Below are 15,619 nucleotides of genomic sequence, written 5' to 3'. Positions count from 1 at the left end.
CAAATATAACTTTTTCGTAAGAAATTTTAAGCATTTTGTAAAGTAATTACTCGAAAAAATTGGTATTGTGAAGAAAAAGGGCATACCTGATCATCTAAAAGGCGTCGAAGGATTTTGAATTACTGGGGTACGGAGCTGAAATCAGTAAATGGAACGGAATGGAAAACTTGGGTTTGCGGAGCATGATGAACAGGCTCCACTTCACGCAAGACGTTATATGCCAGGACTGGATGGGCTGCGGGCCTTGTCCGTAATGGCGGTGATTGCTTACCATCAGAACCTGACTTGGGCCCAGGGAGGGTTCCTGGGCGTATGCATCTTCTTTGTGCTGTCCGGTTATCTTATCACCGACATTTTAGTTGCCAAATGGAAGCCTTCAGCAGGCATAAACCTGAAAGATTTCTGGTTGGGCCGGGCACGGCGCTTGTTACCCGCCCTGTTTGTAACGCTGGCAGGGGTTATGGTCTGGATTTCTTTATTCGATCCGATCCGACTGTCATCCCTATGGGATGATGTTCTGGCTGCAATGTTCTATTCAAGCAACTGGCTGCTAACCTTTCAAAAGGTTTCTTACTTTGCCAGCTTTGGATTGCCTTCGCCTTTAGGACACCTGTGGTCTTTAGCTGTAGAAGAACAGTTTTATCTGGTTTGGCCTTTGCTCTTGGGGCTGGGGTTACACTATATTCCACAGCGAGGCCGCTTAGCTGGGTTAATACTAGCTCTGGTTTTAACTTCAGCTGCTGCGATGGCAATTGTTTATACGCCCGGTTTGGATCCCAGCCGGGTCTACTATGGAACCGATACCCGCGCTTTTTCTTTGCTCATTGGTGCTGTACTTGCAATCATATGGCCTAGCCGAAAGCTGTCTGACGATCTGTCTCCCAGAGGGCGTATTGGGCTCGATGCCGTCGGAGGGGCAGCGCTCTTGGCTGTGTTTTGGATGATTTGGAAAAGCAATCAATATCAAACATTCTTATATTACGGCGGGCTCTTGCTTTTTTCTGTCGCCACGGCCGTTATAGTGGCAGTATTGGCCCATCCGGCCAGCCGGCTCGGCAGGATTTTTGGCATGAAACCCTTGCGGTCGCTGGGTGTCTGTTCCTATGGGATCTATCTGTGGCACTACCCTGTCATCGTGTTGACAAGCCCGACCGTCAATACGGGAGGAGTGAATATTCAGCTTGCGCTTGGACAGACGGCCTTGAGCATTTCCCTGGCAGCGTTCTCCTGGTTCTTCATCGAGGACCCGATTCGCCGCGGCAAATGGAAAGAGTTTTTGCAGGGGTTGTTATACCATTTAAAGTGGTGGCAAAAGCCATTGGGGGTTTCTGGAAAGACTGCTTTAGCAGGCATCGTAGTATTTTTTAGTATATTCATTCTTGCGGTAAGCGGCTGTGCGATGATAAGCCAGGCGAAACAAACGGATATAAAATCGGAGATTATTCGTGAACCGGAACAAACAAAGCCCGCAGAAACAGAACCAGGAGAAAGTGAGGAAAATGGAGCCGGGAAGAAATTCGTCGCCGGGGAAGCAACTTTGGGAGCAGATAAAAAAGATGTGTTTACAGGTAAAGGCGTCACTATTATTGGAGATTCGGTCATGATTGACATCGGACGCGAACTTAAGAAGCGTTTCCCGGACATTATCGTGGATGCGGAAATCGGCCGGCAGATGTATCAGGCGCCGAAGGTAATAGAAAACCTGAAAGAACAGGGTCTTTTGGGGAAGACGGTTGTTATCGAGCTGGGGGCAAATGGAGCATTTACACAGGACCAGTTTATGGATATACTGAATTTGCTTGGACAGGAGAGGCGGATCGTGATAGTGAATACCCGTGTTCCGAAACCGTGGGAAAGTGTGGTCAATCAGATCTTAGCCCAGGCCGCGGCCGCCCATCCGGAAATAACACTGGTGGATTGGTATTCGGCAAGCAGCGGCCATAACGGCTATTTTTACCCGGATGGGGTTCACCTTAAACAGGCAGGAATTCAAGCTTATGCGGCGCTTGTTTCGGGTGCTTTCGCGCCATAAGCGATTTATAAGATTTACGAAGCCGGACAACCTGCTTACGAATCCCATATTGAGTTTCTGGAGTTAATGGCAGCTACTTTTTCCATAGAATAATTATATGTTTTCTAGCAATATTTTAAATATTTAATTGCCCAGTTAAATAGAATGGAGAAATCCGATGCATGATCCAAAAATAAAAATTCTAGTTGTTGAAGATGAGGAATCGATCAGGCGTTTTATCACCCTTAACCTGAGCGCGGTCGGATATGAAGTGGGAGAAGCGGAGACTGGGGAGAAAGCCCTCACGATGCTGAGAAGCTTTAGGCCCGACGTTACCGTACTGGATCTGATGCTGCCGGGGATCAGCGGCTTCGAAGTCTGTCAGCAGATTCGTGAAATGATGCCCGAAACATTGGTGATCATGCTGACGGCAAAGGGGCAGGACACAGATAAAATCCTTGGTCTTGAATTGGGTGCGGACGATTATTTGGTCAAACCGTTTAACCCCTTTGAGTTGATAGCGCGAATCAAGGCCATGCTAAGGCGCAGGACATACTTTAAGGTTAGTAAAAATGTTCTTCAATGCGGGGATCTGTGTTTGGATGTTATTGCCAATAAATTTTTAAAAAAGGGTGTGCAAATTGAATTAACGCCAACCGAATTTGCATTGCTGAAGATGTTTATGGAAAACCAGGGGAAGGCGCTTAAACGAAATGAAATATTGAATGCCGTCTGGGGAGAAGACTATTTTGGGGATACGAAAACTTTGGATGTACATATCAGAAGGCTGAGGGAAAAGCTTGAAAATAATCCGTCTGCGCCTGACTATATAAAAACGGTTTGGGGCTCCGGGTATCGATTGCAGGCGGAACCTGACAGGAGCAGTTAATGAAAGGAATCAGAGTAAGGTTAACCGCCAATTTTATGATAGTTATTATTTTCACCGTTGCGATTCTGGAAATGCTTCTTATTTACATCGTTCGCCAGAACTATTACAGCAGTCTTGAAGGCAGTCTCAGCAATCAGATAAAAATTTGCACGGAGATGTATACAAAGTATTTTTCGGATACATCTCTTCAAGACAATGTGCTTTATAATGTTGATGCATTTTGGAACCAGAGTAATGCCGAAGTGCAGATTGTTGACAAGAACGGCAACATTGTAATGGATTCCCAGGGCAGCATTTCACAGGAAATGAAGGGTAACGATATTGAGGAAGCTTTAACCGGCAAAACGGGTGTATGGGTCGGCTACTTGAACGGGCAAAAAGTCATGGCTGTCGCCAATCCGCTCAAATCAGACAATCAAATCGTAGGCGCTTTACGGTTTATCGCCTCTTTGAGTGCCGTTGACCAGGATATTGTCAAAACGGAGGAAGTCTTTATCTTAATCGGTCTGTTTGTAATCCTCATCGTGGGTTCGATCAGCATTTTTTTAGCCAATACCATCACTGTACCCTTGCAGGAAGTTACGGCTGTGGCGCAAAGAATGGCGGCAGGCAACTTTCAAATAAAGAGCAGGAAAACGCGCGATGATGAAATCGGCAAGCTTTCTGATACATTGAATTACTTGGCTGATGAAATTGTGAAAAAGGAACAGCTCAAAAATGACTTTATATCATCCGTGTCTCATGAACTGCGTACGCCATTGACATCCATTAAGGGCTGGGCGATTACTTTACAAAGTGAAAGCTTTCAGCAGAAAGAGATGCTCAAAGATGGCCTGAATATTATTTCCAAAGAGAGTGAACGGCTTACGCAGATGGTCGAAGAACTTCTGGATTTTTCCAAGTTTGTTTCCGGCCGCATCAAACTCAACGCTGAAGACGTGAACCTGGTGAATCTATTTGAACATTTGCGTAAACAATTGACCCCGCGGGCAGTGCGGGAAAATATTGATTTTACCGTTGATTATCCTGAAAACATGCCAAATATTTATTCGGATGCAAATCGTCTTAAACAGTTGTTTATTAATATTCTGGATAATGCCTTTAATTTTAATCATCCGGGAGGTTATGTCCATTTTAAAGCGGAAGTCCAAGAAGAAGGTTTTAAATTTACCATATCCGATAACGGCTGCGGGATAGCTGCAGATGAACTGCCCATGGTCAAAGAAAAGTTTTATAAAGGGAAAAGCTCACATTCCAAAAACGGGATCGGGCTTTCGATTTGCGAGGAGATTGTTAACCTGATGGGCGGAAAGCTGGAAATCAGCAGCGAGCTTAATAAAGGAACGGATGTGGTGATAACCTTGCCCAAAGGGGAGCGTCCGGATGCTTAATACGTATAAACTTTTCCTGGCATTATTCTCTCTTCTCTTGCTGAGCGGCTGCGCAAATCCTTCGTGGACGGCAACAGGAAAGATTGTTCCGCCGGTATATAATGTTTGTCCATTGGAAGGGAAATGGACGGTGACGCAAAATTTGGCTCCCGAAGGATACGCCGGCGAGGCAAACCTTCCGGCAGAGGGTGGTACTGCCCAGTTTACCAGGGAACTTGCGGTATTAGGGGGTTATGTCTGGAACAAACCCTCCTATAAAATAAAGAAGGTAAATTCAACCGATTATTTGATGACCAGATATATTGCACTTAACAACTATCTTGTGTCTATGAATAAGGAAGTCGACGTCGTTACGCTATATGCAAATTTAAATTTCCTGGGCGAATTTATGAAAATCGATGATGCAACGGTTATAGCTTTTGTACAAAACAAAGTACTGCTGCTTCGGAAAATATCTGATCAGGCGGACAGCCCCCTGCCGGTTGCGGACACGAATATTCGTGATACAAACAATGAAAGCAATATAGGAACCTCCGGGATTTTTATAGGAGTGAAAATACCATCGGATAATGGCTATACCTATAAAACCCTTTGGGTTGCTTCGGACGATAAAAAGCTCCGTCCGGTTCTGACCAGGAACAATATTTTTTTCCCGCGTAATAGCGGTTTCTGGGAGCTTCAGGTACGCAGCGCTCTGAATAATGGGACTGCGGAATTATTCGCGCACGATACAGCGGTGAAGGATTCGGCAACTCAAAGAGTGTCGGGGGAGACCTCTTTAAAGCAAGCGCAAAAAAGGAATACAGCAATAGCCATTGACTATATAGGAAACGATTATATTGCCATAGAAAATATTACCGCCGGTATAAGTATTCTGCAGGTATTGCCGGTTGACAAATTGTCGTCTCAGATCGGTATCAAGGTTTCAGATCTGTTGGGAGCCAAGGGCTTAACAGCTTATCGCAGCGCCAGGGAACAAGCGCTTCGGTCATTGCGTGATGAAGGTGTTACTTTGCTCAATGAAGTTGCGGACGAGGAGAATTTTGGGCTGACACGAAAAAACGGACACTGGTATCTTCAGGGAAGGATAAATTATCAAAGTAACGGCATGGCCGAAACGAGGGAGTTTCCTATCAACATCATTCCGCCCGCCAATTTGATTCTTTACGATACGTTATATCTTAGCTGGCAGAATATTAAAGACCGGGTTCCGAACGCTTTGGATGCCTTTACTTCGCCGAATAAGGATATAGCCATTATTGAAACGAAAAACAAACTGTATATCTACGGAATAAGCGACGAAAAGTTAGACAGTTTACCCATGGGGGAAATTGAGATAAGGGAAGGCGAAACCGTTATTATGGCTGAGTGGGCAACAGGATCTTATGTGGATATTTGGGAGAGGGCTTTTCTGGTCAATGATGCCCAAGTTGCGGAGAATGCACCATGATGAGCTCTCTTTTCAAAAAGGTATTTGAAACTCGGACATGAACCAGTCGTCGTCACGTTGGCGGCGTTTAAAATAATCCTGGCGCTGGTCTAAAACACCGCTTTTTAAAACATTTCTGATGATTCTTTCAGATTTTCCGTACGGTTTTACCAATGCTATGACCTTATCAACACGGTTGTTATTGAAGTGGGAATAGGCCATGCGTAAAAGGTTGTAGTGAACGTAATCAAAAGTTACCCGGTAAGGATGTTTTTGGCGGAAGAGGTGAAGGATTTTGACTGCGGGGTTGATGTAAAGCCCGTAACCAAAAAGCCACAGTTTCAGTGACAGCTCGACGTCCTCGTGGCCCCAAACGATAAAGCCGCGGTCAAAACCGCCCACTTGTTGAAATACACTGGAATGCACGGCCAGACACCCGCCGGGCAGGAGGGGCGCCCTGGTTGTCTCCATCCGGGCAGGGGCTGGAAGCCAGGCTGTTTCCAGACGGGCATTCCAGGTCTGGCCATAGCCCACTGCGTGGGGGTTGGCTATGGAGCCTATAGCCGGGGAAACGGCGTCTACGCCCGGGCGGTTAAAGGTGCTTAGAAGGCTTGCCAGCCATCCTTCCTGAACGGTGATATGGGCGTCGCAAAAGACCAGGTATTCCCCTTTTGCTGCAGCAGCGCCATAATTCCTGGCCTGCGCCGCGCCAAGGCCGGGCAAGGAGATATATTGGATGTTGGCGTAACGGGAGTCTGCTTGCAGAAAACGGCAGCAATCGTCCTGGGACAAGTCGTCAACAACTATAATTTCGGTTCCGCTGGAAGGCAGGGCAGCCATTAACGAATCCACAGTCATTTTGACGTTGCCGCCCTCGTTTTTACAGGGGATAATGATTGAGGCATCGGGCTTAAAATAGTGAGCCAGGGTTTGCATTTGCACACCTGCCGGGAGAGTTTTTAACAGTTTATTAAAAAGGCGGGAAAAAAGAGCTGCACCGGATTATTTTTAATCTGGTAAGTTTTTCCCGCAGGCTTCTGACAGCTTTTGGATTATAATGAACATGCCGGGAATAATGTGCCCGGCCAACAACGACTTGACGAGCAATCCCGATTTTGTTACAATATAACTTGCCACCGCAAACGAGGTGGTCCATTATGCGCCTGTAGCTCAGCTGGATAGAGCGTCTGACTACGGATCAGAAGGTCGGGGGTTCGAATCTTCCCAGGCGCGCCATAGATACCAAGGGCTCCGGGTAACCGGAGCCTTACTGAAAACACTCATTTACTGCAATCTTACTGCATAAGAATTTTAAAACCGCCATCCTGGTACGATGACGGTTTTGGTTGTAAATCTCTGCGTTAGCCTTCCTGATGGGAAGGTTTTTCTTTTATATCTAATACCGTGCTTAACTTCGATGAAGCCTTTTCCTGAAGTCCTGGCAGTATGTGGCTGTACGTGTCCAGGGTCATCGTTATAGTGCTGTGGCCTAGCCGTTCCTGTACTACCTTGGGATGTTCCCCCAGCAGCAGGAGCATTGTGGCGTGGCCGTGTCTCATATCGTGAAAGGCCACCTTTGGCAAGCCTGCTTTGCTGAGTATCAGATCAAAGGCTTTGGTGAATCCCCGCGGGTCCATCGGTAGACCATCACCCCTACAGAATACTAAGTCATTATCTTTGTAATTGGGGACATAAACACCATCTATAGTTTCCCCACCCAGGAGTAACTTCTCCTGGTTCTGCCGGGCCTTGTGAGCCTTTAGTTCTGTTAGGGCTTCCTGTGGGATCGGGATTGTACGTCTGGACTTTTTGGTTTTGGGCTCTGTAAAGGTTAACCCCTGGGACTTGGTTCTGATCAGTGACTGCCTGACGCTGATAGCTCCCTTTTTCAAGTCCACATCTTTCCAGCGTAACCCCAGGAGTTCCCCCCTGCGCAGGCCTGTTGCCCACTCTAATAGAAAGGCGGGGAAGTGCCTGCTATCTCTCGCAGCATTTAAGAAGCTGTTTGTCTGGTCTATAGTCAAGGGAACAATTTCATGCTGCTTGCGTTTTGGTTTACTGACAGAATCGGCCACATTTCGGTTGACCAGGCCCTCCTTTAACGCCTGCTTCAAAACCTGGCCTATCAAGGCAAGTATATAACGTACAGTTCTGGCAGAAAGACCGCCTTTTTTATTTATCCTGCCGTACTCAAGCTTTTGGTTAACTAATTTTTGCAGGTGTTCAGGCCGCAGGTCTTTTAGGTATATGCCACCAATGACGGGTGTAACATGCTGAGTTAATAGGGCCTGGTAGCTTTCAAAGGTGGAGAGTCTTACCCTTGGTTTTGCGTAGGTTTCCAGCCACGTGGCAATCCATTGGCTGACGCTCATCTTAGTATTGGCTACAAAGGTGCCGGCCTTTAACTCTGCCCTGGCTTTATCAAGCTTCTCAAGGACCTCCGGACGGGTTTTGCCGTAATATGTAACCCTCTTTGGTTTGCCTTCCGAATCCCGCCCTATTGTAGCTTGAGCAGTCCAACGGCCATCAGGGCGCTGGTATATAGTCCCCTCACCGTGTCCGCGCTTATGGGCCTTCTTCTTTTTGTCTTTTTGTTGATCAGACTTTTTAACCATGGTCTATACTTACACCTCCAATTATTTCTAGTAGAGTCAGCCCCACTGTAGCGGGACTGACTCCGGAATTTCAATAACCAGCTAGAGCATTTCACTCTGGCCTTGACTCACCCAGCCAGTCTCAAAACCTTGGTTTTAGGGTGACGTACTACTTGCCGGCTGTCTCTGAGTAGAGTTAACAGGAAAGTAGCTTGCGGTTCGTTCAGGAAATAAATCTTCTGCTTTTGACCGCTTGGCAAAGGTCTGTTCTCAAAACCGACCTCTCCGAGTTGTTCAAATTCATCCATAAAATCTCTAATTTTACGCTGTAAGATCATTCAGCTCACCTAAAACATTAATCATGTCAACAAGTGCCCGCCTGTTGGCCTTAGGGACAACTTTAAATAATTTGTAGCACATAATCCAGGCTAATCAAAATCACATCCTCCAACTCAATCATGTCTGCTACCTGCCCGGGCATTATAATATAATCCTTCATTGCTTGCCCTCCATTTTTGAAAACTAACTGTCCAGCAAGTCGTTATAATACTCTGCATTCACCAATACAACATACTCCAGTTCGATATAATCAACTGGCAAGCCTGGTACGATAACAACCCCTTTCATTGCTCTAGCCCCTCTCTGGCTAAACTGGTCGCTTTGTGCTCACTACCCCTTTTAAATTCTAAATAACTTGCCGCGCATCTTTTCGCGTAGTCCATTGTAATTAGAATCATGTTTTTCAACTCAAGACGCTCTAAACCTAGGGGTAAGCTAAGTACAATGATTACCGCTTTAGAACCTTTCATTCAGCCCACCAGCCCATAAGGGTTGTTCCATGCCTAATTCAGCCTTAAGAGCTACCCCGTCTTTTAAGCCCTGCCTGTATGCGTACTCCGTTACGATACAAGCAGTCGCATTCATTGCTGATTCTAAATCAAGCAGGAGAGAATTATCACCGCCGAGAAATTCTTTGATTTTGTCAAATGCTTGGTGTGTCTCTTTGTGAAGTTCAATTGACCTGGGGTCTTGTTGCGCTGCATAAGAGGCAACTTTAAAAGCACGCTCAAACACAAACCCATAAAAAGCTTCTTGAAAATCGTCTTTAGGCATTGCGGGCATAAAAATACCTCCCTTGTGTTTTTGAATTTCCACCCCCGGGTGGTTGTAATAATACAAGTAACTCTTTAAGCCGCCATCACCTGCTTGGCCTCTATCACCTGCAGGGATACTGCCCAGGTAAATGTAATGGGCTTGATTGCTGCAGCTACAGCGGGATCTCTTGGTCCCGGCTCCGGCTTCCTCTTGGTGTTGTCAACCACTAGGTAGAGCCGTGATTTTGTTTTGGTACCCATATGAACCCCTCCAAAAAATTTTTTGCTTACACTCCATAGGATATCATATGACTCCATACAATGTCAAGGGGTTTACAGGGGATCCTATTGATGTTTATGGTGTTATATGATATTGTATGGTGTGGGAGGGGTTGAAATATGCAAGAGTTACTTACACCTCAAGAAGCAGCTAATCTTTTAAAAGTTCATCTTAGGACCGTGTATATCTACTTGCGTTCAGGTGAATTGCCCGCCGCTAAGGTTGGTGATAATTGGCGCATTCGCCCAAGTGATTTAGAAAAATTCATAGAGAAACGAATGGTCAAGGATACAAAAAAATGAGGGAGGTATCACATTGGCCCGTAGGAAGAAGGCCCCCATCAGCCAAACCAGAGGCCTGCTCTACGGCCTTGCTAAACTCCTGGGGGACGTTTCAGCCGTCCAGAAAGGGACCGTAGGTAAACGTATAGCCAGGAGAGCAGCGGGCAAAGCCACGGGCAGGCTGCTGGGTAAGCTGTTTAAGTAAAATTGTATTCGTGTTCCGGAATCGTTATTTTATTGGATGTGGACAAGGATAGGGCGGCTTGTTCTATACGGCTATGTTGACGTTTATGGTAACAGGTGGTCTGTCGGAATTTCAGCCGTCCAAATTCTTCACTGAGTCCACTCTAGATTCAGTGAGATCGTGGTCTCCCCAATTTTGAGGAGCCAAAAGCAGTGACGGGTCGGGGGTTTAACGATTTAAAATCGAAAAACCTTCTCGGTAGCGCAATATTGTGCCGTCCTATTTAATCTAGTGGGGTTACCTCCGGTATGCTTGGATGTCTCATCCAAGTTTCCTAGTTCCTCGAAGTCGGGATAAAAGTCTCTTATCTTTCTGGTTATGGTATGATGTTAAAAACTTCCGCTGAGAGAGGAACTAAGAAAAGAGGGGGTGACCAAAACATCCATCCCTTTTTTACAGATAGTTTCTGTTGGGGTACTCGTTATAATGTACCCCTTAAAATTATCGGCGCAATTTTGCGCCGATAAAGGGAGAATCATAACGGTTTGCCCCTTTATTACTTATCGGCTTCGGTGGACGTTACGTCCCCGGAGAAAGGGAGGGTTATAACAGCCCCACCTTTTTGAATAAGTGCAGTAACCTTGCAGTATGGCACTTGAGAACCTTTTACTGCAAGGCTTCAGACAGTGCCTCTTGATTAGATATCAAAGGGCAACCAGGTAAGGCTACGGCCCAACTGCCGGTAAGTTTAGGTGTGTCTTGGTAGTGCGTTTTATTTTAATGACAAAATAGCCAAGTTCATCTAAGCTCGCAAGCTTTTTTTCACCTTCGCTAATAGGGCCATAGAAATCAAAGTTCGGCCCTGTTATCTTTACAGAGTTATCCTGTTCATGGGCAACAAAAAATTTAAAAGTATTACGGTTTAAGACTGCTTGTTCAAGTCTCAAAATTCTTTGTTTTAACAAACAATTCACCCCTTTGATCATATTTCAACCTTTCATCTTACTCCACAAAATCTGCCCACACCTCTTTAACGGTTTTTGGACTAAATGCTTCCATCAAGTAAATGATCCCACCCGCATCAATATTTCCCCGGTCCCTCTCAGTTTTAAGACGGTCATATATCCAATTGGGTTGACCTGCGGCGACATCCTTCCAGGCCTGATCCCACTCGTTTAGACCTATCGTGATTGAGCTACCATCTTCAAAAGTTATTGTATAAGGCTCACCCCGGAACAACCGTTCCAGTGCAGCAATTCGCTTTTTTAGCACAGCAACTCTCCTTTCAAATGCATAAAGCCCCTTGCTATCAGTTGTCCCTTTCCTGTCCAGCAAGTCTCTCCAACTCGTCAACTCTGGCAGCCAGGTCGTCAAGTTCGATCCCTTTGAATGCTGCATCAAGGACAGTCTTTGCCGCTGTAACACGGGAAGAGGGAGTTGCAAGATCATCATCCATTACCTCCTCTAAGGTATCAACTGCCTTTGTCGTAGCTTGCTGCAGGCGGGCAACCGCTTGAGCTACCGCCTGGCGCTTAGCCTCCCGGTACCGACCTTGAAATTCTTCCTGCTGGAGCCAACGCCAGAGGGTTTGCTCATGAACACCGACTGCGGCGGCTGCCTCTGCGATGGTTGGCGCAGTTAATAGGGCAGCTATAGCAGCTTCCATTTTGCGGGTTATTTTAGGCTTTCCACCTGAGGTCAGCATTGGTTATCACCACCTAAACATTTTTACAGTAGATTTGCAGTATCAGTCTAATGAGCCTTGCTATAAGCGGTCTTTCTGTACAGCTCTTGATTGCTATTTAAACTCCTTTAGGATAGGGGCCGGGTAAATCCCGATCCTTACAATCTCACACCAACACGGTGTAATTTACGCTCTAACTGCTCCCACAGCTCCCCTGCAGTTGATCCATAAAGGTTGAGTGTGTCAATGTATACCCCACCGCCACCGGCGGCAACTGCCGGTGCAGAAGGCATCATATCCGCCACCGGGGTACGGATAGCACTTATTAATTGCCCATCAAACGGCTGCAACAGGGGCCTGTTCTCTTGTGACTTATTATTTATCTCAACTATGGGCGCCTTAAATGCTTCCAATAGCTGTTCTGAGGCTAACTGCAGAAGTGGCCTTTCATCCTCTGCCCCTTTGCTCAACATTTTTACCAGGTTTGGCATCCACTTGTCAGCGTCACGGCCTGGGCCTTCCTTTGTCGGGCTGTGGAAACCGATGAAGTCAGCAAAAAGTCCAGCAACATCACCGACAGTTTCCTTGAGGTCGTCCCACTCAGCTTTTATTCCATTAATGAAATTACTTATCAGGTTGCGGCCCCAGTTTAAGGCCCTATCAACAAGGTTTTGGAAGCTGCTGGTGATATTCTCGGTAATAGTGTTGATAAAATTTCCTATATCGCTCCAGGTCCTTTGTGCTTGCTGCAGAATATTATTCCAGGTGTTAGACAGCCAGGTTTTGATATCCGTCCAGACGGCCTTAGTGTTAAGTTTTATCTCACTCCATACTTCAGACGCTTTCTTTTCCATACTTTCAAGCGATAAACCGAAGAAGTTAAGTGTGTTCTCCAATACCTGTCTGAAATCGCCTTTAAGCAGAGCAATCAGGTTTCTGATAGGTAAGGTGATTCCTTCGATAACCTTAGCGCCTATCGTAAAGGTTGTGTTAATGGTTTTCTCTATTGCAGGCATATTTGCTTCTACCCAATCGGCCAGGCTTATAAATGTGGGTAACAGTTTTTCTCCCACATGTTTCATAACAAGGGTAAGCTGATTCCGAATTCGCTCAAGAGTAGGACCTAAACCACTACCCATTTTACCGGCTGCTTCATCTGTTGCCCCTGCAAATTCACCCAATGCATTCTTGCCGTCATTCATAGCTGTAATAACATTAGCCCGCACATCCTCCCACATTGTGCCGAACAAAGCCACACCGGCAGCATCCCGTTTCAGAGGATCCTCCATACCAGCTAACCCGGCAATGGTAGCTTCAAAGGCCATCTGTGCCAATTCGCCACCCTGGGCAATAGCTGAGCCCATCTCTTCAGCATTGAGGCCAATAGCAGCAAAACCCTCCGCTGTGAGCTTGCTGCCGTCCTGTGCCCTTATGTTAAACTCCTTCATGGCGTCGCCGACTTTATCAAGGTTAAACACGCCTTCCTGTGCGCCTTTTACTAAAATCCCGGCAAATTCTTCGGCGCTAAAGCCCATAGAGGCAAACTGGACAGAGTACTCATTAAAGGTGTCCAATAGGTCATCCGCTTTATCACCGGCCAATTGCGCTGTTTTCGTGATAATGTCAAAGGCTGCGCTGCCATCAACACCAAAGTTTTTAACCATAGCATCCACGGCACGGATTGACTCGCTTACTTCATAGCCAAAAACCTTTTTCAGCACCAGAGCTTTGTCAGCCAGGGCTCCGGTTTCCTCTGCCGTCCCGTGAAACGCTTGTTGAATCTGTGTCATTGTGCCATAGATTTCTTCCACACTACCACGGCCGGCGGCAAACATCTTTTCAGCCTGAAGCTCAAAAGCCTGCATAGCCTCGATAGGTAACCCGGTTGCTGCTGCCATCCGGCGGTTAGCGTCTTCAAACTGCAGCGCCATAGTCATCCCTTTAGCCGCTACCCCTACAGTTGCAGCTCCAATCGCAGCAACCGCGCCGGCGGCAATAGTGGCCGGATTCAACATGCTTTTTAGTCCTGCCACAGCTTGCCTCATACCGTTGGTTAATTCGCTACGATCAAGTCTCATTGATACAATTAACTCGCCAACGTTCACTGATTATCCCTCCCTTAATGCTTAATAAACCCAATCAGGTTATTAAGTTCTTTATTATGACTTTTATCAATCGCTTGTCCTATAGCATTTGCTGTTGTTACCACATTGTAAGTATTTAACATACGTGCTACTTTCTCCGGGGTAATGGTGGGTTCATTGTCGGCCATGAAAGACCAGAGAAAGATAATTATTGCCCAATAGTTTCCCACCTTAAGCTCATTAATGGCAGTTTTTAATGAGCCGAATTGTTCATTGATACGCTTCCAGGCTTCAATGCTAGCATTAAGTTTATACCCTTGGAATGTTGCCATTGATATCCTCCTTTTCGTAGCGCTCCCCGCATTTAGAGCGGGGAGCGCCCATGCTGAGCGTTTTACTGCCATCTGTATGTTATACCTCGGCCCCATCCATAGCCGCATTAGCTATCTCCCAAGCCTCACTGTACATGCTTATTTCCTTTGGTTGTGACGGGGCACTTATAATAATTTTTTCGGCGAATTTGGTAGAGGTGTCTCTGCTGTCGCCAAATGTTTTCTCAAATTCCACTAGTTTGTCCATGTCCTCTGCCCGTTCAGAACCAGCTAATTCACGATAACGCTGCAATACCTTGCTGTCACCTTTTTCAGCGGCTATGTTTGCAACGGCCAGGGCGTAAAGGTCGTCACCGGTGCGCTGCGCTCTTTCCAGTGCTCGCATAAGCCCCTTGGAATCGGCTTCCTGCAGTGAGAACATAGCCGTATTGAACGCCTGCCTTATAGCGGCTTTGTCGCCAACGGTTGCAGTGTAACCAATACGCGGACTGAAGGCTGCCTTGCGTAAAGCTGTCCTGGTTTCCTCACGGGTAGCGTTTAACTCAGCCACAAGCTTTCTGTGTTTGGCCATAGCCTTACCCCAGGCTTTTGCTGCCCATTTAGCTCGGCCAGCCTCTGATAAGTCCTGCTCTTCACGAATGATACTGAGCTCAGCATCCACCTTCTTTTTGTTCTCCCTGATTTCGTTGATAATGTCGTCCATAGCTCTTTTTGGCATTTTCCTGGTCTCCTTTTTTTTATATTACCGGCCCAGTGCCGGCTACTTTTTATTACCATCCCTTGGTATAGCGAGGTAAGGAGTGTAGTTTTACCTTGATTTTATTATCTTTAATATTGCAGTTGATCTGCAGTAGTTTGTTTTAAACCCTTAAGCAGCGCGGGCTCAGAGAGTGACTCCTGACAAGGAATCAAGGGGGCTAAGGTATTGGTGAAGGTCCCCGACACCTTGGAGGGGTCTTACTGTTCCGCTCTCTGGCTGCCCTAGTTCGCATAATCGCCTTGCCTCTGGCAATAGCGTCCTTTGCCAGTAACCCGACAAACTCTTGCTCCGTCAAAAATAGCTTGCAACTGGTCAGTTGTACTTCAATGAATTGGCGCTTGCTCATTTCGGGACCTGGCACTTTCGATAATCAAAAATTAAGCCGTTCTCCTTGGATGACCTGATACATGCCATACAGCGGTTCTCAGACCTAGGCTTGAGCTCCTTTTTACCACTGGAATTTTTGTAGGTTTTCCCATTGTTTTTACCTCCAACTTGACGAATTCCCTTAAGTGGGGGGAATCACTAGACGAATTGGCTTTAAACCCTTGGTATTACTGGGTTTAATTCGTCTTTTACTACTAGACGAATACTAGACGAATTGAA

17 protein-coding genes and 1 tRNA gene are annotated in these 15,619 nt (G+C 46.3%); 7 read left to right on the top strand and 11 right to left on the bottom strand.

Going from position 1 to position 15,619, the window contains the following annotated elements:
- The first annotated feature begins 148 nt into the window (after positions 1–148).
- The 4 genes from Psch_RS10900 (at position 149) to Psch_RS10885 (ending at position 5,741) form a co-directional block, all read left to right on the top strand.
- On the top strand, positions 149–2,032 hold the full coding sequence (locus tag Psch_RS10900; protein ID WP_243124012.1) for an acyltransferase family protein: 1,884 nt from the start codon (positions 149–151) through the stop codon (positions 2,030–2,032).
- 157 nt (positions 2,033–2,189) lie between these two features.
- A complete protein-coding gene (locus tag Psch_RS10895; protein ID WP_190240161.1) occupies positions 2,190–2,900 on the top strand; it encodes a response regulator transcription factor in 711 nt (236 codons plus the stop codon).
- A complete protein-coding gene (locus Psch_RS10890) occupies positions 2,900–4,291 on the top strand; it encodes a sensor histidine kinase (protein ID WP_190240160.1) in 1,392 nt (463 codons plus the stop codon). Before Psch_RS10895 ends, Psch_RS10890 begins: the two co-directional genes overlap by 1 nt.
- On the top strand, positions 4,284–5,741 hold the full coding sequence (locus tag Psch_RS10885; protein WP_190240159.1) for a hypothetical protein: 1,458 nt from the start codon (positions 4,284–4,286) through the stop codon (positions 5,739–5,741). The genes Psch_RS10890 and Psch_RS10885 overlap by 8 nt, the downstream gene beginning before the upstream one ends.
- 12 nt (positions 5,742–5,753) lie before the next feature.
- Here the strand turns inward: Psch_RS10885 and Psch_RS10880 are convergent, their stop codons facing one another.
- Positions 5,754–6,656 carry a glycosyltransferase gene (locus Psch_RS10880; protein WP_190240158.1) on the bottom strand — a complete coding sequence of 301 codons (903 nt, stop codon included), beginning with the start codon at positions 6,654–6,656 and terminating at the stop codon, positions 5,754–5,756.
- 223 nt (positions 6,657–6,879) lie between these two features.
- On the opposite strand from Psch_RS10880, the gene Psch_RS10875 reads away from it, so the two are divergent.
- A tRNA-Arg gene (locus Psch_RS10875) sits at positions 6,880–6,956 on the top strand.
- Positions 6,957–7,081: 125 nt separating this feature from the next.
- On the opposite strand, the gene Psch_RS10870 is transcribed toward Psch_RS10875, so the two are convergent.
- The 4 genes from Psch_RS10870 to Psch_RS10855 form a co-directional block, all read right to left on the bottom strand.
- Positions 7,082–8,335: a site-specific integrase gene (locus Psch_RS10870; RefSeq protein ID WP_190240157.1), complete on the bottom strand. Its 1,254-nt coding sequence runs from the start codon at positions 8,333–8,335 to the stop codon at positions 7,082–7,084.
- Between the two features lie 107 nt (positions 8,336–8,442).
- Complete coding sequence (locus tag Psch_RS10865; protein WP_190240156.1) at positions 8,443–8,652, bottom strand: hypothetical protein; 210 nt, start codon at positions 8,650–8,652, stop codon at positions 8,443–8,445.
- Positions 8,653–9,109: 457 nt separating this feature from the next.
- Positions 9,110–9,436 (bottom strand): hypothetical protein, encoded by a 327-nt coding sequence (locus Psch_RS10860; protein ID WP_190240155.1) that lies wholly within the window; start codon positions 9,434–9,436, stop codon positions 9,110–9,112.
- Positions 9,437–9,501: 65 nt separating this feature from the next.
- Positions 9,502–9,669: a hypothetical protein gene (locus tag Psch_RS10855; RefSeq protein WP_190240154.1), complete on the bottom strand. Its 168-nt coding sequence runs from the start codon at positions 9,667–9,669 to the stop codon at positions 9,502–9,504.
- Positions 9,670–9,807: 138 nt separating this feature from the next.
- Between Psch_RS10855 and Psch_RS10850 the strand changes: the two genes are divergently transcribed.
- Positions 9,808–9,990, top strand: coding sequence for a helix-turn-helix domain-containing protein (locus Psch_RS10850; protein WP_190240153.1), 183 nt, complete (start codon positions 9,808–9,810; stop codon positions 9,988–9,990).
- A 13-nt stretch (positions 9,991–10,003) separates the two neighbouring features.
- On the top strand, positions 10,004–10,174 hold the full coding sequence (locus tag Psch_RS10845) for a hypothetical protein (protein WP_190240307.1): 171 nt from the start codon (positions 10,004–10,006) through the stop codon (positions 10,172–10,174).
- Between the two features lie 704 nt (positions 10,175–10,878).
- On the opposite strand, the gene Psch_RS10840 is transcribed toward Psch_RS10845, so the two are convergent.
- The 6 genes from Psch_RS10840 to Psch_RS10815 all read right to left on the bottom strand — a co-directional run bounded on the left by Psch_RS10840 (position 10,879) and on the right by Psch_RS10815 (position 14,971).
- The gene (locus tag Psch_RS10840) at positions 10,879–11,118 is read right to left on the bottom strand and encodes a hypothetical protein (protein ID WP_190240152.1); all 240 of its coding nucleotides are present in this window, start codon (positions 11,116–11,118) and stop codon (positions 10,879–10,881) included.
- 37 nt (positions 11,119–11,155) lie between these two features.
- On the bottom strand, positions 11,156–11,425 hold the full coding sequence (locus tag Psch_RS10835) for a hypothetical protein (RefSeq protein ID WP_190240151.1): 270 nt from the start codon (positions 11,423–11,425) through the stop codon (positions 11,156–11,158).
- A gap of 37 nt (positions 11,426–11,462) precedes the next feature.
- Positions 11,463–11,858 (bottom strand): helix-turn-helix domain-containing protein, encoded by a 396-nt coding sequence (locus Psch_RS10830; protein ID WP_190240150.1) that lies wholly within the window; start codon positions 11,856–11,858, stop codon positions 11,463–11,465.
- 137 nt (positions 11,859–11,995) lie between these two features.
- Positions 11,996–13,942, bottom strand: coding sequence for a phage tail tape measure protein (locus Psch_RS10825; RefSeq protein WP_190240149.1), 1,947 nt, complete (start codon positions 13,940–13,942; stop codon positions 11,996–11,998).
- A gap of 14 nt (positions 13,943–13,956) precedes the next feature.
- The gene (locus tag Psch_RS10820) at positions 13,957–14,253 is read right to left on the bottom strand and encodes a hypothetical protein (protein WP_190240148.1); all 297 of its coding nucleotides are present in this window, start codon (positions 14,251–14,253) and stop codon (positions 13,957–13,959) included.
- 79 nt (positions 14,254–14,332) lie between these two features.
- The gene (locus Psch_RS10815; protein ID WP_190240147.1) at positions 14,333–14,971 is read right to left on the bottom strand and encodes a hypothetical protein; all 639 of its coding nucleotides are present in this window, start codon (positions 14,969–14,971) and stop codon (positions 14,333–14,335) included.
- Positions 14,972–15,619 lie beyond the last annotated feature (648 nt).

Origin of the sequence: Pelotomaculum schinkii, assembly GCF_004369205.1 — a bacterium.
GTDB classification, from domain to species: domain Bacteria; phylum Bacillota; class Desulfotomaculia; order Desulfotomaculales; family Pelotomaculaceae; genus Pelotomaculum_C; species Pelotomaculum_C schinkii.
The sequence above is the reverse complement of the archived record's forward strand: the minus strand, read 5'-3'. Positions and strand labels throughout refer to the sequence as shown.